The sequence below is a fragment of the Staphylococcus sp. HGB0015 genome, from assembly GCF_000411275.1.
GTDB classification, from domain to species: domain Bacteria; phylum Bacillota; class Bacilli; order Staphylococcales; family Staphylococcaceae; genus Staphylococcus; species Staphylococcus schleiferi.
The window spans coordinates 819,836-842,990 of sequence record NZ_KE150417.1; the positions used below are offsets into that span (position 1 = coordinate 819,836).

Sequence of the window (23,155 nt, forward strand, 5' to 3'; positions counted from 1 at the left end):
AATTTAAAGACTTGTATATTCATCTTTGCGACAAATTCGTATGTTTGTTTGTTATTATAGATTTAAGTTTAAATTTTTATGGAAAAGCGATAAACTATAACTAATTTCTAAAAGGCTTGGTGAAATCTATGACCGAACAGCAACAAAAAGAACAATTAGAACATCGAAATCTAAACATACGTGAGAGTCGCTTTATGAAATTTTTCGGTGGTAAAGACTTAATATTTGCATTGCTTGTTTTTATTTTAATAGGGGTTGTTATTTTTATATTTGATCGTGTGTCTTATATTTTTCAACCTTTCATTATTATATTTAATACTATTGCAGCACCGATTATTGTTGCGCTCATTCTGTACTATTTGTTTAATCCGATTATTAATTTAATGGAGCGTTATAATATTAATCGGGTCTGGGGCATTACGATTTTATTTTTAGGTATTGCTGGAATTATAACGATTGTTGTAAATTTATTAATTCCACTTGTTACAATTCAATTTGAACGCTTAATGCATAACTTTCCAAATTATATTAATAAACTCAGTTCCTTTGCGGACAATATGATGCATATACCATTTTTGTCTGATTATTATTCGCAAATTGAAAAAACACTACATGGTTTACAAGAAAAGGTGCCTAGTTTAGCTGATGGCTTAAGTTCAAAAATACGTGTTTTTGCTGAAACTGTTGTGAATATCACAGTTGTTATTGTGACAGTTCCTTTTGTTCTATTTTTTATGTTAAAAGATGGGCATCGTTTTAAAGAATTTTCTAACAGAATTGTTCCTCCAAAGTTTCGCAAAGATGTACATGATTTATTAGATAAAATGAGTGAACAAGTTGGGTCTTACATTCAAGGACAAATTATTGTCTCTTTCTGTATAGGGATTTTATTATTTATCGGTTACTCCATTATCGGCTTAGATTATGCTTTGATTTTGGCAAGTATAGCCGCAGTAACGAGTGTTGTGCCTTATTTAGGACCAACGATTGCGATTTCACCAGCGATTATTATTTCTATTATTACCTCTCCATTTATGTTGGTAAAATTGATTGTCGTCTGGACTGCAGTTCAATTTATAGAAGGTCATTTTATTTCGCCAAATATTATGGGGAAAACACTTAAAATTCATCCGTTAACGATTATCTTTGTCCTTTTATCTGCAGGTAATCTCTTAGGGATTGTAGGGGTTATTTTAGGTATTCCAACCTATGCGATTATCAAAGTTTTAGTTTCTCACATCTTCCTATTATTCAAGCGTCGTTATAATAAATATTACGCTGATGATGCAGGTGGATACGAGATGCCTGAGGAAGAATATAATAAAGAACAATAAAAGATGGAGAGATTGAGCAATCATAAAGTGTCTCAATCTCTTTTTCTAAGACATGGATTCACACATAGAGAAAGGAACAGTTTGCATGATAAAACAAAAACATCACTTGCTTAAATATCTAAAAATTGCATTTATCATTTTTTTAATCACAACGATTACAGTGATTTTAGTCAAAGAACTTGCGGCTATTGATTTTAAGAAAGTCTTCCTATTATTCAATCATATTAGTCCAATGGAAATGATTATTCTCTTCTTATTAGGGGGAAGTTCCGTCATTTTATTATCACTTTATGACGTGATTTTAACCGGTCGTTTTAAATTAGATCTTTCTCCTTTTAAAGCGTTGCGCGTCGGTTATATTATCAATGCGTTTAATAATATTATCGGATTCGGTGGTTTTATTGGCGCTAGTGTTCGTATGTGGTTTTATGGGAGTTATACAAATGAGCGCAAAAAGCTTGTTCAATTTGTCTCCTATATGTTGACGTCGATGCTGACAGGTTTAAGTTTCTTGTCACTATTAATCGTGACACATGTGTTAGATGTTAGCTTTTTATACCGCACATCGATTTGGTTTACAGTCTTTTTATACGTTATCGCTTTTTTATTACCTGTATTTATTATTATTTCATGGATTTGGCCTATTGATCGGACGGCGCGTTGGTTAGGGTCTATCTTTACACTCGTGTCTAGTTCAGAGTGGTTATTAGCGAGTATCGTTCTGTTCTGTGCATTCCAACTTGTAGGTGTGCATGTCTCTTATCCAGTGATTCTCAGTGTCTTTATTGTTGCGGCGATTTCAGGGCTTATTTCATTTATACCGGGTGGTTTCGGTGCATTTGATTTAATAGTTCTGTTAGGTCTACAACATTTAGGGATTGCCGAAGAAAAAGTGGTATTAGGGTTACTTTTATATCGTTTTGCCTATTACTTCTTCCCATTATTAATAGCACTTGTGTTAACCGTTTTTGAATTCGGTTCACTTGCGAAAAAATATGTTTCTGAATCAAAATACTTTTTACCCGCAAAAGAGGTTTCAGGTTTTTTAATGTCTTTCCAAAAAGACTTTGTTGCGCTAATACCATCACTTGCGTTGAGTATTCTAGTATTAATGATGAGTTCGATTTTATTCTTTAGTAATTTCTCCATTATATTCGATGCTTTAAATACGAAGCATCATACATTGTTTATTCTATTGTATATTTTAAATGTCAGTGCAAGTTTGATTTTACTGCTGAATTTACGTGGGATTATCGCTAGGAGTAAACGATCGATATTGTTTGCGATTGTAGCGCTCGTTATCTTATTATTATCTAATTTTTATGTATATGGCGCGACGTTATTATTACTCGTTATCGCTTTAATACTTGCAGCACTGATCTTTGCTTATCGTAAAGCACGTGTACTTAAACGACCACTTCGTATCCAAAAATTAACGATTATTTTAGTCATTAGTGCGATTGTCCTTTATTTCAATCAGCTATTAGTGAAGCAATTTTTATACTTAATTGAAGTACAACCGCCTAAAATTGACTTTTTCTTATTACGTTCAACTTTTTGGTTGTCTGTCATTGGTATGACATTAATTGTTGTGGTCATTATTTATCTTTTCGAATGGAATTATCGTCGCCCTCGAGAACATCATGATAAAGAAGTGGCCAGTCAAATTTTGAAACAATATGGCGGGCATTTATTAAGCCATTTATTATATAGTGGCGATAAGCTCGTATTTGTTAATGAACAACAAACGGCTTTCGTTATGTATCGTTATGACCGAAGTGCCTATATCATTTTAGGTGATCCTGTAGGTTTAGAATCAGATTTCCGTTCGTTGCTGACGGAGTTTTATGAGTATGCCACATATTTAGGTAGAGATGTCATTTTTTATCAAGTGTCTGAAGATTATTTGACGCTTTATCATGACTTTGGTAACCAATTCTTCAAATTGGGTGAAGAGGCGTTAATCAACGCGACAGACTTTACAGTTGCAGGTAAAAAACGACGTGGTTTTAGAGCGACGTTGAATAAATTTGAATCATTAGGTTATCAATTTGAAATTTTAGAGACGCCGTTAGACGAGAAAACGTATGATCGATTGCATCAAATTAGTCGAGAGTGGCTAGGTCAGCAATCAGAGTTTTACTTTTCAGTAGGTCGATTCACGCCTGCCTATATTAACGCAGCGCCAGTTGGGGTGTTGAGAAATGAAGAAGGTCGTATTGATGCCTTTTGTACATTAATGCCTGTTGAAGGTGCAGATACCATTTCCGTCGATTTGATTCGTTGGGATAAATCATTAGGCTTACCTTTCATGGACGCGTTATATTTAAATATGATTTTATGGGCCCAATCAGAAGGCTATTCACGTTTTAATATGGGGATGGCGACATTATCCAATGTTGGACAAGTGCCTTATGGTCATATTAGAGAGAAATTTGCAGGTCGCTTTTATGAACACTTTAATGGTTTGTATAGTTTCCAAGGTTTACGTCAATATAAAAGCAAGTTCAATCCAGATTGGGAGTCACGCTATTTAGTGTATCATCGAGGCCAAAGTGTCTGGGAGAGTCTCATTAAAGTGACAAGAGTGATTCGTCGAAAAAAATAATTGTAATAGAAAAATAAAAACGCCGACAAAGTCATAAGTACTTTGTCGGTGTTTCTGTAGTTTAAAACCAATATGTGATAAGTCCGATATAAAAATCCTTTATTCAAATCAGCAATGGTATGCTTATGTTTACTTAATTTGATGAGATTGCGCGTAAGCTTCACGTTCTCTTTCTTGTTGTTCAAAACGTTCAGGGTCTTTTTTATAGAAATCTTGATGGTATGCTTCAGCTTCATAAAATTCAGAAGCTGGAAGAACTTTAGTGGCGACTGCTTTATCGTGGTCAAAAGTGCCTTCGAGTGAAGCAATATAAGCTTCAGCGACTTCTTTTTGGTCTTCGTTTGTATAAAAAATAGCAGTGCGATACTGCGAACCTCTATCTTGGAATTGTCCACCGTCATCAGTCGGATCAATCACTGAGAAAAAGATTTCTAACAGCTTTTGGTATGAAAAGAGTGCGACATCATACTCGATTTTGACTGTTTCATAGTGACCTGTTTCTCCTGTTTTCACTTGTTGATACGTCGGTTGATCAACGTGGCCTCCCATATAACCTGATGTGACTTGCTCAATGCCCTCGTTTTGGTCAAATGGCTTGGTCATACACCAAAAGCAACCACCTGCAAAATATGCTGTATTGATATTCATTTAAACACCCTTCCATATAAGAACTTGGTATGATTTTATGGTTTTCACTTGATTTTTAAAATAAATTTATATAACGTTAATATGTATTTATTATAGTACATAGATACATAATTTTGAAGATATAAGGTTGATAAGATGAATGAAAACAATTTAAACCGTAGTACCTCGAATGCTTCTGAGAAAACTTTAAAGCGTAAGAAAAAGATAAAGATACCTAAATGGCCTTTGTTTATCTTGGCGTTTATCATTCTGCTTTTTGCCTTTGTGATGTATTGTGTTTCTAGTTATAAGTCAGGTCTTGAAGTGGCTAAAAAACATAATCAAGCGCCGAAAATACATAAATTTAATGGTGCAATTAAAAATGATGGGAAAGCCACTGTATTAATTTTAGGTGCGGACCGTGAAGACGGCGGTGTGTCTCGTACCGATTCGATTATGGTTGCACAATATGACTATATTAAAAAAGATATGAAGATTGTGTCTATTATGCGTGACATTTATGCGGATATTCCAGGCTATAACAGCTATAAAATTAATGCGGCTTATTCATTAGGTGGACCTGAACTATTGCGCAAGACGTTAAAGTCAAACTTAGGTATTGAGCCAGAGTACTATGCAACACTAGACTTTAATGGTTTTGAAGCGATGATTGACGAACTTGAGCCTAAAGGCGTGCCTATTCACGTTGAAAAAGATATGTCTGCCAAAATTGGTGTATCATTGAAAAAAGGCTATCATCGCCTAAACGGGAAAGAGTTACTAGGTTATGCACGTTTTCGTAATGATCCGGAAGGGGATTTTGGACGTGTACGTCGTCAACAACAAGTGATGTCGGCATTGAAACAACAACTCGTACAACCTTCATCTATTATGAAGGCGCCTAAATTAGCGGGCATTATGCGGGGTTATGTCGGTACGAACATGCCAGATTCAGCAATCTATCAAACAGGCTTCAGTTTTATTGTCCGTGGTGATAAAGATATTAAGACGTTAAGTGTTCCTGTTAAAGGAAGCTACGAAAATATTACGACGAATGATGGTGGCTCTGCTTTAGGTATAGATAAAGCTGAAAATAAAAAGCGAATTCAAGCATTTTTGAATGATTAAAATGATGTTAAAACCCCCTGTTTTCAATCAAACAGGGGGTTTTAGTATTATTGGTCTGATTTACGTACACCAGCAACGCCGAAGTGTTCTTTTTTCATTTCTTCAATGATAACAGAAATCGCTTCTCGCTTTGCATTTGTTGTTCTTTCTACGGCATCTGTCACTTCAGTTACTAAATTTTTAAGCTGTTCATCTGTGCGACCTTCTAATAATTTAACTGTAACAATAGGCATGATAAGACCTCCTCAATTTTTATTTCATTATAGCATTTTTGATATCGGTTGCGCGATTGAATCATTTTTGGCTATGATAAGATTAACAACAAGAGACATGGAGGGTTTTTATGGGTTTCGATAATGTATTAACATCTTTAGGCATCAACGGTATGAAAGTATTTATTCGTTTAAATCAGCGAGAATATGATCTTTCGGATACAATTTCTGGTTGTGTACATCTCAAAGCAGGTCAGAGTGATCAAAAAGTGACACATATTGTATTGACGATGATTGAAAAATATCCGAATGATGATGAAACGAGTGACTTTTCATATTTAACGCACGAACTAGACCGCTTTGTGATTGATGAAGCATTTACTATCGATGTAGGTGAAGATAAAAAAATAGACTTTAGTTTTAAACCGGAGTCGTTAACGTTTAAATCACTTAAAAGCCATATTTATTTACATACTCATGTTTATATTGGGCACGGTTTGGATGAAGAGATGGAAGCTGTCATTCCTTACCGACGTTAATCATTCATAAGCAGTGAGGATTCAATTGAGCGATGTTGCCGCTGATGAAAGGCGCGACATCGCTTTTTTTATGATTTTATTAGAACGTATGTACTGTTTGTGTTGATTTAAGAACATATGTTCGTGTATGATAGAAATATAACTTCAGATAGGTGAGGGTGAATGGAGATGTATGATTATCATTTATTAGAAAACAGGGATATTTTGTGTATAGACCAAAAAAGTTTTTTTGCGAGTGTGTCGTGTATTGAAAAAGGATTAGATCCTTTAACGACAAAGTTAGCAGTAGTTGCAGATACGAAAAGACAGGGATCGGTTGTGCTTGCAGCAACGCAACCCCTTAAAAAGTTAGGTATTCAAACAGGTTCACGTCTATTTGAAATTCCGCATCGCAACGATATTTATATTATTAATCCAAGTATGCGTAAGTATTTAGATATATCACTAAAGATTTCTAAAATCGCGTTACGTTATGTGCCACCAGAAGATTTTCATCAGTACAGTATTGATGAGTTTTTTATGGATGTGACGAAGAGTTACTATCGTTTTAATACGACTTTACATTCTTTTTGTGAGCGTTTAATTAAAGAAATATATGAAGAAACTAAAGTGCAATGTGCGATTGGTGTCGGTTCTAACATGTTACTCAGTAAGCTCGCACTGGATAATGAAGCTAAAAATAATCCGCGCTATATTGCCGAATGGCGTTATGAAGATGTGCCAGATAAAGTATGGGAGATTTCTCCTTTGACTTCTTTTTGGGGGATTAGTAAACGAACGGAGAAAAAGTTGAATGCACGCGGGATCTTTAAAATTGGACAATTAGCACAGTATCCGTACGTTTACTTAAAAAGAGACTTTGGGATTATAGGTGTGGACCTTCATTTACATGCGAATGGGATTGATCAAAGTCGTATCAATGAAACGTATCAAATTATGAACCCTTCTATTTGTAAAAGCCAAATTTTGATGCGTGATTATACATTTCAAGAAGCAAAGGTCGTTATGCAAGAGCTCATTGAAGATGTGGCACGGCGCTTGCGAGAACGTGAACAACTCGCAAAGACGATTCATTTTTCGTTTGGTTACAAAGATGGAGGCGGTATCTCTAAACAGTATACGTTACAAGTCGGTACCAACTTAGAGCAAGATATTTATAACGTTGTTGCGCGTTTGGCTGAAACGTATTGTGACCCAAATGAATTATATCGGACCTTGAGTGTGTCGTTGACGAAAATGTCACCTGAAAGTGAAAGACAGTTAGATTTATTTACGGATGAATTTCAAAGGTTACGTCAAGAAAAGTTGGCGAAAACGATCGATCAATTACAAGAGAAATATGGCAAAGGAATCGTTTCAAAAGCGATATCCTATACTGAAGCGGGAACAAAGTATGGAAGATTAGGCTTAATGGCGGGACATAAAATGTAACTGTATGATTGAGATACCCGTATTTATTGTTATTTTACGGTGGATAAGAAGTAAGCTAGGATTGTAAAAATGAAGGTGGTATAATAAAAAAGTCGCCTATCTCTCAGGCGTCAATGATGACGCAGAGAGGAGGTGCATATGAATGACCGAAGTTCTTGTTCACATCACAACCACGGTTGTCAGTGGTTGTATTGTTGCGTTATTTGCACATTGGCTACGTGTACGCAGCAATAAGAAAAAATAGGCGATATGATAAGCTAGCGCCGAAAAAATCCCCTCGCTACTTCCGATAGCGAGGGGATTGGTGCATATCATGCACGAAGTTCTTGTTGAAGTTATTATAACACGAGTCAGGAAGGAAATGCAAAATGCGTTGATATTTCCTGTCTGTTAGCTTAAGTAAGTATCAAAGTCTTTTAATGCAATACGTGCTGCATCTCGATCTTCCGGACGTTTAAAACTAATACGTAAAGCACCGTAAATGTCTTCACGAACCTCTAAAATCCTCAAGTTTCTTATAGAAATATAATGCGTGCTCAATATATCTGTAATTTTTGAAATCATGCCCGGTTGGTCTGGGATATCTACATATAAATCAAAAGTACTCTCCATTGCTCCTTTTTGACGAATTGGCAAGGCATCGCGATAAGATTTTGCATCATTAAAAAAATCATATAGGGCGTCTTGCTGTTCGGTTTCAAGCAAATGAATGGTATTCGAAAGCTGACGCTGTAAATGTTTAAGTGTCGAAATGATATGGGCCTTGTTCTCAATTGAAATATCTCGCCACATTTCGGGGTTACTACTTGCTACACGTGTAATATCGCGAAAACCTCCAGCCGCAAAGTCTTGAATTAAAGAAGACTCAGAAGCGAAAAAAGCATTAAGATGAACAAGACTAGAGGCCATGAAATGAGGGACATGACTTACGACACTCATGATACGATCGTGTTCTTCAGCAGTTAAATGGATAAAGTGGGCACGCGTAGGTTCGAGTAATTGCTGAATTTGCTGACGTGCATCATTATTTTCTGCAAGGTTATGAACGAGAATATAATAAGCATTTTCAAATAGATGCTTTTTTGCATTGAGTACGCCTGATTTATGACTTCCCGCCATCGGATGCCCACCGACTAAGTGGATTTGAGCAGCTAATAAAGTCGACTCAAATGCTTGAATCGTTGCTTTCGTACTTCCAGTATCAGTGACAATTAAACCGGGTTGTGTTTCAAGATGGGGCAACGCTTTTAAATATTTAACTGTCGTTTGAACGGGTGTCGCAAAAATCACGATGTCTGCTTGCTTAAGTGTCGTTTCATAATCTGAAGAGGCATGGTCAATAATACCTATAGACTGTGCACGTTCGAGTTGGTCGGGATTTGCATCAAAAGCGGTAATGGTTACGTTTGGATGAAAATACTTTATATTACTGGCTAAATTTCCACCGATTAAACCGAGACCAACAAAAAAGATGTGAGTCATCAAAGTCCCCCCTTGAGTTTATAATAAATAATGGCTAGTTTATCATTTTAACGCGTTTAATTGCAAGAGTGAGATAAGAATACGTGAGATTTTAGCGTATCATCGTTACAATAGAATAAAAAGAAGAAGGGGATGAAGAGTATGAATGAACGTGTCATTGATACATTAACTGAATTAACAGCCATCAATAGTCCGTCGGGAAGTGCTGAGCGTGCCATCGATTATGTTAAAAAGCGTGTGGAATTGAGTGGCTACACGACACATATTACTAATAAAGGCGGATTACTAATAGAAGTTAAGGGCGACAACGATGAGAAGAAAAAGTGTATCACAGCTCATGTAGATACACTTGGCGCAATGGTTAAAGAGATATTAAAAGATGGTCGTTTACGTTTAGCTCTTATTGGTGGCTTTCGTTATAATGCAATTGAAGGCGAATATTGTACGATTGAAACGGCAACAGGACAAACATACCGAGGTACAATTTTAATCCATGAGACGACGCCACATGTTTATCGTAACAATCATGAAATTGTGCGTGATGAGACTAATATGGAAGTGAGAATAGATGAAAAGGTGACATCTGAAGCGGAAACACGTGCTTTAGGTATTGAAGTCGGTGATTTTGTCAGTTTTGATCCTCGAACAGAAGTTACGGCTTCAGGATTTGTAAAGTCACGTCATTTAGACGACAAAGTCAGTGTAGCAGTCATTATTGAATTTTTGGAATGGTATCAAGAACAATCGAAGCGGCTCCCTTATACAATTCAGTTTTATATTTCTAATAATGAAGAAATTGGTTACGGTGCGAACTCAAATATTGATCCAAAAGTCAAAGAATTTATCGCTTTTGATATGGGCGCATTAGGTGATGGTCAATCCTCAGACGAATACACTGTGTCAATATGCGCAAAAGATGCTTCAGGCCCTTACCACAAAAAATTGCGTCATCATCTGGTGTCTTTATGTCGTGAACGCCACATTCCATATCAAGTAGATATTTATCCATATTATGGTTCTGATGCTTCTGCCGCTTTAAGTGCAGGTGCAGATGTCAAACACGGTTTGTTTGGGGCAGGAATTGAGTCTTCACATGCATTGGAACGGACACATATAGATTCAATTAAAGCAGCTCAAGCCCTTTTAGAAGCATACTGTTTTTCAGAATTAGTTTAAATTTAATACCGTCATATTGGCGAATTTGAAGGGAATAAGTTAAAATGTAGAAAGAATAAAAGGGTGAATATGGCGTAATCGCAACGGTGATAGAGTTTAAACAATCTGGGGATTTAAAACTTCACTGTTGCTTTTTCTAGGTATGCCATAAGAGGAAAAGCAGAACAAATTAAAAATGCTTGGAAGATATAAAGAGAAATAGGAGTATTAAAATGAAGTTTACAAATTTAACGACGGCTGAATTTGGTGCGTTTACAGATCAAATGCCATATAGCCATTTCACGCAAATGGTAGGGAACTATGAATTAAAGGTTGCTGAAGGTGTTGAAACACATCTTGTCGGCATTAAAGATAACAACAATAACGTACTAGCAGCATGTTTACTGACAGCAGTGCCAGTAATGAAGTTTTTTAAATATTTTTATTCAAACCGCGGACCAGTCATGGACTACGAAAATAAAGAGCTCGTTCATTTCTTTTTTAATGAACTTTCAAAATATGTTAAGAAATATCACGCATTGTATTTGAGAGTAGACCCTTATTTACCAATGTTAAAGCGAAACCATGATGGTGAAGTGATTGAAAGATACGGCAGTGACTGGTTTTTTGATAAAATGGCTGAATTAAACTTTGAACATGAAGGTTTCACAACTGGGTTTGATACAATAAGGCAAATTCGTTTTCATTCTGTGCTCGATGTTGAAAATAAAACATCAAAAGACATCTTAAATCAAATGGATAATTTAAGGAAAAGAAATACGAAAAAAGTACAGAAAAATGGTGTGAAAGTCCGCTATCTAAACGAAGATGAATTACATATTTTCCGTTCGTTTATGGAAGATACATCTGAAACAAAAGATTTTGTAGATAGAGATGACGATTTTTATTATCATCGTATGAAATACTATAAAGATCGTGTCCGCGTACCACTAGCGTATATTGATTTTAATGCATATTTAGCAGAGCTCAACACTGAAGCGCAAGACTTTAAAAAAGAAATTGCAAAAGCAGATAAAGACATCAACAAGCGTCCTGAAAATCAGAAAGCCATAAATAAAAAGAAAAATTTAGAGCAACAACTAGAAGCGAATCAAGCTAAAATAAAAGAAGCAGAAACATTGCAACTTAAACACGGTGACACATTACCGATTTCGGCTGGATTCTTTATTATTAATCCATTTGAGGTTGTTTATTATGCAGGCGGCACAGCAAACGAATTTCGTCATTTTGCTGGAAGCTACGCAGTGCAATGGGAAATGATTAATTATGCGATTGATTATCAAATTCCAAGATATAACTTTTATGGCATTAGTGGTGATTTTTCAGAAGATGCAGAAGATGCAGGTGTGATAAAATTTAAAAAAGGCTATAATGCAGAAGTAATAGAATATGTCGGTGATTTTATTAAGCCTATAAACAAACCTGCCTATACAGTCTACTTAAAATTAAAGCAATTAAAAGACAAGATAAAAAGATAAGATATAGCAAAGAGAAGGGGATTTATTGGTATGAAATTTACAGAGTTAACAGTTGAAGAATACGACCAATTTGTTCAAAATCCTGTTTTAGAAAGCCACTATTTTCAAGTAAAAGAAAATATTGCAACAAGAGAAGCGGACGGATTTCAAGTTGTGTTGCTTGGTGTGAAAGATGACAACAATCAAATCCTTGCAGCCAGCTTATTTTCAAAAATTCCTACAGCAGGCAGTTATGTTTATTACTCAAATCGTGGCCCGGTCATGGATTATAGCGATTTAGGATTAGTAGACTTCTATTTAAAAGAATTAGAACAATATTTAACGAAAAATAAATGCCTTTATGTCAAAATAGATCCATATTGGATTTATCAAATATATGATAAAGATATCCAACCGTTTCCGAATCGAGAGCGTAATGATAAATTAGTACAACTTTTCAAATCGCACGGTTACCGTCATCATGGCTTTACAACTACATATGACACATCGAGTCAAGTGAGATGGATGGGCGTACTCGATTTAAAAGATCAAACGCCACAGACATTAAAAAAATCGTTCGATAGTCAGCGCAAAAGAAATATCAATAAAGCGAACAATTTTGGTGTGAAAGTTAGATTTTTAGAAAAAGATGAAATCGATCTCTTTTTAGAGCTTTATAGAGAGACTGAAGAACGTGCAGGCTTTGTGTCAAAAACAGACGACTATTTCAAAAACTTTATTAATCATTATGGCCATAAAGTGTTGATTCCGTTAGCATATATTGATCTTGATGAGTATATAACGACATTACAAGAGAGCTTGAATGATAAAGAATCAAGACGTGATCAAATGATGTCTAAAGAGAATAAAACAGACAAACAAATCAAGAAAATTGCAGAGTTAGATACGCAAATTGATCATGACCAAAAAGAATTGTTAAGAGCTAGCGAATTACGTCAAACAGATGGTGCAATCCTTCATCTTGCTTCGGGTGTATATTTTGCAAATGCTTATGAAATCAATTATTTTTCGGGCGGCTCAAGTGAGAAATACAACCAATTTATGGGACCATATGCGATGCATTGGTTTATGATTAACTATTGCTTTGAACATGGTTATGAGCGTTACAATTTTTACGGTTTGTCCGGTGATTTTACCGAAAACAGTGAAGATTATGGTGTATATCGCTTTAAAAGAGGATTCAATGTGCAAATTGAAGAACTTATTGGTGACTTTTATAAACCTATCCATAAAGTAAAATACTTTGTCTTCAATACATTGAATAAAGTACGTACAAAAATTAAAAAACAATAACAATTGATTCGCGCTTTGAGCTAAAAAGCGCGAATTTTTTTATAAAAATAGAATTAACCATATTTATGTTATGTAAACCTAATAAGTGATATAAATTTTAAAACAAGCATATAAGGACTTTTGACAGCGCTTTCATTTTAGAGTGCGCTTAAACACTGTATGAATCTAAATCGTTACATATGGAGCAAATTTGAAGCCTTTAGCAATAGGTTTTTAGATGTTATTATGTATTATTATTGTAAATCAGTGATTGTGCTGATGTATCATACATTTATAAGCTTTTAACGGTATTTAAATATCGCTATTGAACATGGTTATAGCACTATGGATGGCTTTAGCTTCAAATTTGTCGCATTATCTAAGCGTGAATTTATATATACCATGTAGCCATAGCAAATTCATGTGTTGCATAGATCTTTAAATGATATATAAACCAATCAGCTGCAAATAATAAACGTCATAACATAATACTAACGGTTAAATCATAATAAGCGTTGGTAAATGATGTATTTAATATGTAAATACGTAAATCATTATAGATATGTATAGAAAGACCAATGTATTTCAAAAATCACTTTTTAGTTTACATAATATATATTATAGGAAGTTATGTATAAAAAAGGGATTGAGCCCTTTTCCTTATACATAAAATAAAAAATATCCCTAAACCGTTGATGATTGATATCAACTTGCTTAAGGATATTGCGATTACTTTGGATAATGATTTTTTTCGAAGCGTGCACGTTCTTTTTCAAATTTTCTAAGCTGACGCTGTTTTCGCCAATTGCGTGTAAAATACCATAACAATGCGCTAATGATTAAACTTAGAATTGCGACAAATGCTGCATATCCTAATAACGGTTCATACGTAATGTCATAAAAATTGGGTATGATAAATGCCAATACACCAAGCACGACAAACATGGTTATTGCTGTAGAAAACCACTTATTGAGCACTAAAGTACAAAATAACGTGAGGACGACCATAATGAGTAAAGTCACCCACAAATAGTTCGGCATTTCTAGTATCGTCATATGGGTTAGTCTCCTTCAATTGCTTTGATTTAGATTTCATTATACTAAAATTACTGTACTTTATCAGTTTTAAAAGTCAAATTAAGTTATCAATATCTTTTGACATGCGTTTATGCATATAAAAACGTTATAATATGGTTACATACATATTTAAAGGAGGAATGATGACATATGTCTCAAAAATTACCACATAGAACGGAAGTTCCTACAGCTGAAACTTGGGATTTAAGTGATTTATACGCTGATTCAGCGGCTTACGAAAAAGCGATTCACGCATTATATCAAGATGCCCAAGGCTTTAAAGCGCAATATGAAGGGCAATTGAACCAATTAGATACCATTAAAAAAGGATTAGAAGCCTTTTCTCAAATCTTAATAGAATTAGATCGCGCAGGGAATTATGCAGAACTATTGCTGAGTGTCGATACTACAGACGCAGAACGACAACGGTTAAGCGCCCTATTTTCAACGAATTATGGTAAGATTTTAAGCCAACTGTCTTTTGTTGAATCTGAGTTGCTATCTTTAGACAAAGAAACGATGGATACTGCAATTAATGAGTTGCCTTATGGTTATTATTTAAAGCAATTGCAAAAAAGACAACCGCATCAATTACATGCCAAAGCAGAAGAAGCTTTGGCGAGTATGGCACCCGCGTTTTCATCAGCAAGTGAAATCTATGGCATCACAAAAATGCTTGATATTGATTTCGGAAGTTTCGAAGTGAATGGTCAGCAATATGATATGGACTATACGACGTTTGAAGGCTACTATGAAGATCATGAAGACACGGATTTACGTCGTAAGAGCTTCCGTCATTTTAGTGACACGATTAAAAAATATGAACATACAACGGCTGCAGTATACAATGCTCAAGTCCAAAGAGAAAAATTAGAAGCTGATTTGAGGGGTTACGATTCAGTCATTGAGTACCTACTCGAAGAACAAGATGTTACTTTAGAGATGTATCATCGCCAAATTGATACGATTATGTCTGATTTAGCCCCTATTATGCGTAAATATGCGAAAATCATTCAAAGAACAAATAAATTAGACGAGCTTCGATTTGAAGACTTAAAGATTTCGGTTGATCCTACATATGAGCCTGAAATTACAATTGAAGAATCTAAAAAATATATTTTTGGTGCACTGGATGTCTTAGGTGCTGATTATGTTAAAATGTTAAATCAAGCCTATGATGAAAGATGGATAGATTTTCCACAAAATAAAGGTAAACAAACGGGTGCTTATTGTGCGAGCCCTTATGCGTCACATAGTTATATTTTTATTTCGTGGACAGGTAAAATGACAGAGGCATTTGTGCTAGCTCATGAATTAGGTCATGCAGGCCATTTTACATTTGCACAAGCGCATCAAAATTACTTACAATCTGAAGCATCTATGTATTTTGTTGAAGCACCATCAACAATGAACGAAATGTTAATGCTAAATTACTTATTCAAAAATAGTCATAATCCACGTTTTAAACGTTGGGCAATCGGCTCTATTTTAGCACGCACATATTATCATAATATGGTCACGCATTTACTTGAGGCAGCTTATCAACGAGAAGTCTATCAACGTGTTGATAAAGGTGAATCATTGAATGCCCCTGCGCTAAATGAAATTAAATTAGATGTGATTAAAGCATTCTGGGGAGATGTAGTAACGTATACACCAGGTGCTGAGTTAACTTGGATGCGTCAACCTCACTATTATATTATATGGGACTTTACTCATACACTTATTCAGCTGGTTTAACTATCGGAACAATTATGGCACAACGTATTAAAAATGAAGGTCAACCTGCTGTAGAAGATTGGTTAACTGCCTTAAAAGCCGGTGGTAGTGTTTCTCCAACAGAGATTGCGAAGATTGCTGGTATCGATATTACGACGGATCAACCACTTAAAGAAACAATACAATATATCGGTCAATTAGTTGATGAATTAGAAGCATTAACGAATGAAATTGAGGCTGGGACTGATAGCGAAAAGTAAATGAATGTTAAAAATAAACTTTAAGAAGAATGTTTAAAGAAATGCGGAGGATATAGAGATGAAATTGAAAGATGAACGTCATCAGTATATACTTGATCAAATCGAACAAAAAAGAATCGCACGTGTGTTAGATTTGTCGAAAGATTTAAATGTAGCCGAAATGACGATACGTCGTGATTTAAAAGAACTTGAGTCACAAGGTTATTTGCAACGTATACATGGTGGCGCTAAAGCTTTATCCTCCCCTAACCCAACGATTTATAAAGAACAATCAAGACAAGATAAGAAAGCAATGAATACAGCAGCTAAAAAAATCATCGCACAAAAGTGTAGTACACTTATCCATGATGTTGTTGATGATAATGAGGAAGTTGTATTTATTGGTTCAGGCACCACGAACGAAGCCATTTTTGATTATATAAAAGAGAAAAGATTGACGATTGTAACGAACTCTATGGATATATTTATGCAGTATAAAGGCTTGGCACATATTGATACGTACTTAGTTGGTGGTCGATATCGAGAAAAAACAGGTACTTTTGTAGGCCAATATGCTGAAAATATGATTCGTCAATTTGAAATTACAAAGGCATTCATCGGCGCAAATGGGATCGTAAACCAAGAAATAACGACAGCAAATGAAGCTGAAGGTGCCTGCCATCAAGTTGTTATTGAAACTGCTGAGCAAGTTTATATTAATGCAGATCGAACAAAATTCGATGTCAAAGCGTTATTTACATTCGCTACACTGAATCAAGTTACAGCTGTCATCACAGATGATGTTGCAAAAATCGAACAAAATCCTATGTTTTTTATTTGATAAAAAGTGGCTGTATGCAAACATTACGTTAACTCGAACTGGAGTATAAGAGAAAACCAAATAATTTCTCTTATACTCTTTTTTTCTTTTGAACACCTATTTTCTTCATCATTTTGATAAAAACAATGATTAACCCCTACTCCATCGCATTTTTATCACACAATAATTTTAAAATCATCCCTCTGTTTAAAATATAACGGTATTGCACAATGAAGTTTGTAAAAATTACTTTGTTGTGTATAATATAACTATAAACAAACATTTAAGAACATAACTATACTTTATCGAACATTTTAAAGGAGTGAGAGATATGAAATTGTACCTCAATGCGACAACAAAAGGACAAGCATTAAAAGAAAAATTGCTTTCTTTTTTGGTAGCTAAAGGTCATGACGTCGTGGATTTAACAAGTTCAGAAGATGGAGACGATGTTTTCAAAGTAACCCAACAGACTGTTATGAAGATTCAGAGTGATTTAGAAAGTAAAGCGATTATCGTTGATGACTATGGCATTGCCCCATTTATCATTGCGAACAAATATAAACACATTATTTGTGCCAGTGTATCCGATGAGCAATCTTCTAAAATGACAAGACGTCATAATAATACGAACATCATCGTTTTAGGTTCAGAAATTATAGGTGCAACACTTGTGCAAAATTGTGCAGACGCCTTTTTTAAAGCTGATTACGATGCAGGTCGTCATCAAATTAGAATCGATATGCTCAATCATATGTGTTAAAAACTGGGAGGGAAAATTATGAAAATAGCGATTGGCTGTGATCACATTGTTACAGATGTAAAAATGAGGATTTCTGAACATTTAAAAGATTTAGGGCATGAAGTTATTGACTTTGGTACATACGATAAGCACCGCACGCACTACCCTATTTTTGGAAAATTGACGGCAGAAAGTGTCGTTAAACAAGAAGCAGATTTAGGTGTTGTTTTATGTGGAACGGGTGTTGGCATTAGTGTTTCTGCGAATAAAACACCTGGTGCACGTGTAGCTCTTGTGCGTGATACTACAAGTGCACGAATTGCAAAGCAACAATATAACTGCAACCTTATTGCAGTTGGAGGTGCAGTGACGGGGATTGACTTAATCAAAAATATTGTCGAAACATTTATTAACACTGAATATAAGCACACAGATGAAAACGAAGCATTGATTCGGCAAATTGATCATGTATTAGAGTCAGAAGATGTTCATTACACTGACGATATGTTTGATTTGTATTTAGAAAAATGGAATCAAGGGGCTTACCAAGATTAAAGATTATAGTACTTAAAATAAGCACAGTTACTAAATGATATCTCTGGGGATGTGGAGATACGCTATTGACTACTATGACATTTAAGTTGAAAAAGTAAAATAATATCACTAGGTGCGCGTGTAATGATTAGGAGGTACCTGCGAAATAAACGAGCATCACTATACAATAATCAATTTGAGAAGATTTGTATATGTTTTTATCCGCAGGCAAATAAAATGGTAAAAGACTTATCTCATTTAGTGAATGATAAAGGCTTTATTGCAGCATTGGCGATTGATCAACGTGGTGCATTAAAGCGAATGTTAGGAAATGATATTTCAGATAAAGCTATCGAACAATTTAAAGTTATCGTTTCTGAATCTTTGACACCTTATGCATCTAGCATTTTATTAGATCCTGAATATGGCCTTCCAGCTGCTGCTTGCAGAGAGCCATTGTGTGGTTTAATGTTAGCTTATGAAAAAACAGGCTATGATAAAACCGAACCAGGTCGACTTCCAGATTTACTTGATAATTGGTCTGTTAAGCGTTTAAAAGAGGCTGGCGCAAATGCTATTAAGTTACTTATTTATGTTGACGTAGATGAATCAGAAGACATAAATATTAAAAAGGAAGCATTTGTTGAACGTGTGGGCGCAGAGTGTCATTCTGAAGATATACCTTTCTTCTTAGAAATATTGACTTATGATGCGACTATTGAAGACAACCAAAGTATTGAATACGCAAAATTAAAGCCGCATAAAGTTAATCAAGCGATGGAAATATACAGTCAACCACGTTTTCAAGTTGATGTTTTAAAAGTAGAAATTCCTGTTAACATGTCATTTGTTGAAGGATTTAGTGAAAAAGAAGTCGTTTATACACAATCTGAGGCAGCGCAACATTTTAAAGCTCAGGCGGATCATACGCCTCTACCTTATATTTTCTTAAGTGCAGGTGTATCTGCTCAGTTGTTCCAAGAAACATTGATTTTTGCCCATAAATCTGGCTCAACATTTAATGGCGTGCTTTGTGGAAGAGCGACATGGGCAGGCGCAACACAACTGTACCGTAATGAAAACATGAGCCAAGCGCAATCGTGGCTTACAAACGAAGGGGTTAAAAATATAGAAGCCTTAAACAAAGTATTAGAGAAGACAGCCACACCTATTCAATCATTATAATATGAGCCTGGGACATAAATACCAAAATAAATAGCTCGAAGATGATTTTGATAAAAATCGTCTTCGAGCTTCCTTTTTATTATCATGCTTCGTATTATATAGGCTCGCTTTCCGAGGGGACAGCCTCAGCCTGTAGTCTTCGGCTCGTCCTGTTCCCTCAGGAGTCTCGCTATAAATACTTCGCTTATATATGTAATCATTCACCATTATACTTAAAAAAATAAGGCACTTTCGTATAATTTAATTCATCACAACAAAAACTAAATTAACGAGGTGCCTAAGGAAATTAGTCGCATCTAGTGCGGCTAAACTGATGATAAAAGGAAAAAATCCGAGATTTTTCGTTTTTTACGAAAACCTCGGATTTCATCGATTATTGAGACAATTTTGTCTCAGGCTCATTTCCTATTTACGTATGTTAAGATTGTTGGGCAATCGTTTTTGCTAATTCACGGTACCATAATGCACTTTTTTTGACATATCTTTTTTGCGTTTCAAAATCAATATAGAATAGTCCATACCGTTTATTATAACCATTTGACCAACTAAACATATCTTGTAGTGACCATACAAAATAACCGTCGACACGTGCACCCTCTTTGATCGCTTTACTAATTGCTTCTAGATGAGTTGCTATATAGTCAATACGTACTTGATCGTTTATCGGTGTTTCTTCGTCAATCCACTGATCTTTGTAACCAAGTCCATTTTCTGTTACGAGCATTTTCTTATAGTTTGGATAATCATTTTGAATCCGTTGAATCATATCGTAAAGGCCTTCTGGATAAATATACCAATCCCAGTCGGTCGTTGGAATTTTATCATTTTTGACAACTTCACCAATGCCTGCGATGCGATACACAGAAGTCCCCTTATCACCTGTTCCATTATGAAAAATATAGCTTTCATCCTGATGGTATTGAATCCAATTACTTTGATAATAATTTATTCCAATAAAATCAAGTTGCGGTGCTGCAATTTTAAGGGTATCCAACTCCTCTTTTCGAATATCTAATTGCTCAAATTCATCTGCTAATATCGTTTTTATTGTTGTGAGTTTTTCGTCCGTATAATAGCCTAAAAATGTTGCGTCTAACATGAACCCATTCATGAAAATATCATGTTTACGTGTTGCTTCAATATTTTGAGGTTGTTGATCAATACTATAAAATTGTGTTAATGCATGTACGAGACCAATTTCACCTTGATAGCCTTTTTCTTTAAACAAATTGACAACACGACTATGTGCAACGAGTTGATTGTGTTGAGATTGGACACATTTTAGACGCTCATACTTTTCACCTGGTGGAAACGCACCAGAAAGATACTGTCCTTGTGCATAGGCAATAGGTTCATTTATCGTTATCCAATGTTTAACAATGTCATGATATGCTTCAAAAACAAAAGCGGCATAATCCTCAAATGCTGAAATTTGATTTTTATTGAGCCAGTCTCCTTGTAAAAACAATGTTTCAGGCGTATCAAAATGATGCAAAGTAACGTAAGGCTCTATATCGTATCGAAGACATGTTTCAAATACTTTGCGATAGTATTCAACCCCTTTCACATTCGGCTCGCCACTTCCATTTGGAAATATGCGTGACCATGCAATTGAAATACGCAGCGCTGTAATACCATGTTCATGAGCTAAACGGATGTCTTCTTCATAACGGCGATAAAAATCACTCGCTGGATCAGGACTAAATCGCCCCTCTTTTTCTAAAAACGCATCCCATAAAACGCGACCTTTCCCATCTTCTTTGCTTGCACCTTCAACTTGATATGCTGCTGTTGCGGCACCTAAGATAAAAGTTTTAGGTAATGCTATCATTTAAATCGCTCCTTTATGTTTATTTTTGTTTAATTTTTCTGACGAATCAAGTTAGCTATTTTTGTTAATGCCGCATCTCCGTCACGTGTTAACGCAATGTATTCACGTCCAGTTGTAGTCATTAGTTGTGCGTCATATTGATCTGTTATTTTCTTCATTTCATCTTTCATTGAATCCATTTGTGGTGCAAGGATTACAACATCCATGTCACGAATCAAATCCATGTCTTGACCATATGCACGAGCGGTTGCCTCTAACTGAACGCCTTTTTCTTTTGTTGTTTTGTTAAGTGCGTTAGCTAGGATACCACTTGTTCCGCCACCTGCACAGACGACTAAAACATTGGCACTAAAGTTGTGAGTCGATTGGTCATATGAAGATTCATTTTCTTGTTCAGTCTTTGTATCAGAGGTATCTTTTAAATCATTGCTTGATTCAGCAGTTACAGTACTGCGTTCTTCATCAAGCTTGATTTTGTCGTATGCACGTACAAATGGATACCAAATAATAAAATCCACTATCAATAATACGGCTATTAAAACAAGAGAAAGCATTGCAAAATTGCTAGCCATGTATATACCAATCGGTGCTGGTGTAGGCCATGGAAGTAAGTGCATAAAACCATTCATCCCTAATTGTTCAACAAAGAATTTTAAAATCCATGAATTAATAATAGGCGTAATGATAAAAGGAATCATAAATACTGGATTTAAGATAATCGGTGCACCAAAGAGTAAAGGTTCGTTTACTGCAAAAGTAGTTGGAACGACAGATGCTTTACCAACAGCTTTTAATTCTTTTGATTTACAAAGAAATATAAATAAATAAGGGACGAGTAAAGTCGCGCCAGTACCACCCATTAGTGCAACGAAATCTTGTGTAGATTGTGTCAATGCAAAACTTGCATGTTGCCCTTCTCTAAAAAGGCGTAAATTTTCAGCTTGGTTATTATACATGATTGCAACCACAGCAGGACCCACAACGGATGGGCCGTGTACACCAATAAACCAAAAGAAAGCAATGAACCCAAAAATAACAGCAAAGCCTAAGTAACCATTGGCAGCCGTAAATAAAGGCGAAAGTAAGATTGTCACAAGCTCGGCTAAATTTCCTTCTGTTAAATGTCTCACTAAAATATCAATAATCCAGAAAAAGGAGACCGATAAGGCGAATGGAATCATATCCTTAAACGCTTGTGCAATATTCCCTGGAACTTGGGGAGGCATCTTAATCGTAATATTATTTTTTATACAAACGTAATAAATGTTAGGAACGATAAATGCGACTAAGAAAGAGGCAATCAACCCTTTGGTACCTAACATATCAATATTAATACCATCTTTTACAGGATTCATCGCTAAAATTAATAGTGCTGATTCGGCAGCGATAAATGTGGAGATAACATTGATTTGGTTTGTTTTAGGTAACTTGATATTTTTATTATCAGTCAGTGACTTGGTGACAGTCCCTGAAATATAAACGGCAATCATTCCCATTGTAAATGTGTAAACTTTCATAATGATTTCTTCAATATGTTTTGGCCAGTGAAATCCCCATATATTCGGCACATAAGCAACTAAAATAAACAATGAAGAAAATAAAATAACAGGCATAACTGCGACAAATCCGTCACGAATTGCAGTTAAATACGGATTGGCTGCAACCTTTTCAAAAAAAGGCTTCATACGCTCTATATATTTGATAATGGATTTCATATATAT

19 protein-coding genes and 1 pseudogene are annotated in these 23,155 nt (G+C 35.3%); 14 read left to right on the plus strand and 6 right to left on the minus strand.

Annotation, left to right across the window (positions count from 1 at the left end; translation table 11 throughout):
- Positions 1-128: 128 nt before the first annotated feature.
- Both HMPREF1208_RS03750 and mprF read left to right on the plus strand, forming a co-directional pair.
- Positions 129-1,334 carry an AI-2E family transporter gene (locus HMPREF1208_RS03750; RefSeq protein WP_016425021.1) on the plus strand — a complete coding sequence of 402 codons (1,206 nt, stop codon included), beginning with the start codon at positions 129-131 and terminating at the stop codon, positions 1,332-1,334.
- Between the two features lie 85 nt (positions 1,335-1,419).
- Entirely contained in the window at positions 1,420-3,942 is a 2,523-nt protein-coding gene (gene mprF / locus HMPREF1208_RS03755) for a bifunctional lysylphosphatidylglycerol flippase/synthetase MprF (protein WP_016425022.1), read from the plus strand.
- Between the two features lie 129 nt (positions 3,943-4,071).
- On the opposite strand, the gene msrA is transcribed toward mprF, so the two are convergent.
- Positions 4,072-4,590 carry a peptide-methionine (S)-S-oxide reductase MsrA gene (msrA, locus tag HMPREF1208_RS03760; protein WP_016425023.1) on the minus strand — a complete coding sequence of 173 codons (519 nt, stop codon included), beginning with the start codon at positions 4,588-4,590 and terminating at the stop codon, positions 4,072-4,074.
- A 135-nt stretch (positions 4,591-4,725) separates the two neighbouring features.
- On the opposite strand from msrA, the gene HMPREF1208_RS03765 reads away from it, so the two are divergent.
- A complete protein-coding gene (locus tag HMPREF1208_RS03765; protein WP_016425024.1) occupies positions 4,726-5,697 on the plus strand; it encodes an LCP family protein in 972 nt (323 codons plus the stop codon).
- 47 nt (positions 5,698-5,744) lie between these two features.
- Here HMPREF1208_RS03765 and HMPREF1208_RS03770 read toward each other — a convergent pair whose 3' ends face one another.
- Entirely contained in the window at positions 5,745-5,930 is a 186-nt protein-coding gene (locus tag HMPREF1208_RS03770) for a 2-hydroxymuconate tautomerase (protein WP_016425025.1), read from the minus strand.
- 110 nt (positions 5,931-6,040) lie between these two features.
- On the opposite strand from HMPREF1208_RS03770, the gene HMPREF1208_RS03775 reads away from it, so the two are divergent.
- From HMPREF1208_RS03775 to HMPREF1208_RS12035, 3 genes are all read left to right on the plus strand, one after another.
- A complete protein-coding gene (locus tag HMPREF1208_RS03775; RefSeq protein WP_016425026.1) occupies positions 6,041-6,448 on the plus strand; it encodes a sporulation protein in 408 nt (135 codons plus the stop codon).
- A gap of 168 nt (positions 6,449-6,616) precedes the next feature.
- On the plus strand, positions 6,617-7,879 hold the full coding sequence (locus HMPREF1208_RS03780) for a Y-family DNA polymerase (RefSeq protein ID WP_016425027.1): 1,263 nt from the start codon (positions 6,617-6,619) through the stop codon (positions 7,877-7,879).
- A gap of 142 nt (positions 7,880-8,021) precedes the next feature.
- A complete protein-coding gene (locus tag HMPREF1208_RS12035; RefSeq protein ID WP_126496119.1) occupies positions 8,022-8,123 on the plus strand; it encodes a type I toxin-antitoxin system Fst family toxin in 102 nt (33 codons plus the stop codon).
- Between the two features lie 146 nt (positions 8,124-8,269).
- Here HMPREF1208_RS12035 and HMPREF1208_RS03785 read toward each other — a convergent pair whose 3' ends face one another.
- Complete coding sequence (locus tag HMPREF1208_RS03785) at positions 8,270-9,361, minus strand: prephenate dehydrogenase (protein ID WP_016425028.1); 1,092 nt, start codon at positions 9,359-9,361, stop codon at positions 8,270-8,272.
- Positions 9,362-9,502: 141 nt separating this feature from the next.
- On the opposite strand from HMPREF1208_RS03785, the gene HMPREF1208_RS03790 reads away from it, so the two are divergent.
- From HMPREF1208_RS03790 to HMPREF1208_RS03800, 3 genes are all read left to right on the plus strand, one after another.
- Positions 9,503-10,537 carry a M42 family metallopeptidase gene (locus HMPREF1208_RS03790; RefSeq protein ID WP_016425029.1) on the plus strand — a complete coding sequence of 345 codons (1,035 nt, stop codon included), beginning with the start codon at positions 9,503-9,505 and terminating at the stop codon, positions 10,535-10,537.
- Positions 10,538-10,749: 212 nt separating this feature from the next.
- Complete coding sequence (locus HMPREF1208_RS03795; protein WP_016425030.1) at positions 10,750-12,015, plus strand: aminoacyltransferase; 1,266 nt, start codon at positions 10,750-10,752, stop codon at positions 12,013-12,015.
- A 30-nt stretch (positions 12,016-12,045) separates the two neighbouring features.
- Complete coding sequence (locus HMPREF1208_RS03800; RefSeq protein WP_016425031.1) at positions 12,046-13,308, plus strand: aminoacyltransferase; 1,263 nt, start codon at positions 12,046-12,048, stop codon at positions 13,306-13,308.
- Between the two features lie 708 nt (positions 13,309-14,016).
- Here HMPREF1208_RS03800 and HMPREF1208_RS03805 read toward each other — a convergent pair.
- Positions 14,017-14,343 (minus strand): hypothetical protein, encoded by a 327-nt coding sequence (locus HMPREF1208_RS03805; protein ID WP_016425032.1) that lies wholly within the window; start codon positions 14,341-14,343, stop codon positions 14,017-14,019.
- 171 nt (positions 14,344-14,514) lie between these two features.
- Between HMPREF1208_RS03805 and pepF the strand changes: the two are divergent.
- The 5 genes and pseudogenes from pepF (at position 14,515) to lacD (ending at position 19,603) form a co-directional block, all read left to right on the plus strand.
- Positions 14,515-16,343 (plus strand): annotated as a pseudogene (gene pepF, locus HMPREF1208_RS03810) (oligoendopeptidase F).
- Between the two features lie 58 nt (positions 16,344-16,401).
- The gene (locus HMPREF1208_RS03815) at positions 16,402-17,163 is read left to right on the plus strand and encodes a DeoR/GlpR family DNA-binding transcription regulator (protein ID WP_016425035.1); all 762 of its coding nucleotides are present in this window, start codon (positions 16,402-16,404) and stop codon (positions 17,161-17,163) included.
- Between the two features lie 310 nt (positions 17,164-17,473).
- Positions 17,474-17,905, plus strand: coding sequence for an RpiB/LacA/LacB family sugar-phosphate isomerase (locus HMPREF1208_RS03820; protein WP_016425036.1), 432 nt, complete (start codon positions 17,474-17,476; stop codon positions 17,903-17,905).
- A gap of 18 nt (positions 17,906-17,923) precedes the next feature.
- Positions 17,924-18,439: a galactose-6-phosphate isomerase subunit LacB gene (gene lacB, locus HMPREF1208_RS03825; RefSeq protein ID WP_016425037.1), complete on the plus strand. Its 516-nt coding sequence runs from the start codon at positions 17,924-17,926 to the stop codon at positions 18,437-18,439.
- Between the two features lie 216 nt (positions 18,440-18,655).
- Positions 18,656-19,603, plus strand: coding sequence for a tagatose-bisphosphate aldolase (lacD, locus tag HMPREF1208_RS03830; protein ID WP_016425038.1), 948 nt, complete (start codon positions 18,656-18,658; stop codon positions 19,601-19,603).
- Between the two features lie 418 nt (positions 19,604-20,021).
- On the opposite strand, the gene lacG is transcribed toward lacD, so the two are convergent.
- Together lacG and HMPREF1208_RS03840 are read right to left on the minus strand one after the other, a co-directional pair.
- Positions 20,022-21,434 (minus strand): 6-phospho-beta-galactosidase, encoded by a 1,413-nt coding sequence (gene lacG, locus HMPREF1208_RS03835; RefSeq protein ID WP_016425039.1) that lies wholly within the window; start codon positions 21,432-21,434, stop codon positions 20,022-20,024.
- A 29-nt stretch (positions 21,435-21,463) separates the two neighbouring features.
- A complete protein-coding gene (locus HMPREF1208_RS03840) occupies positions 21,464-23,149 on the minus strand; it encodes a PTS lactose transporter subunit IIBC (protein WP_016425040.1) in 1,686 nt (561 codons plus the stop codon).
- Positions 23,150-23,155: the final 6 nt, after the last annotated feature.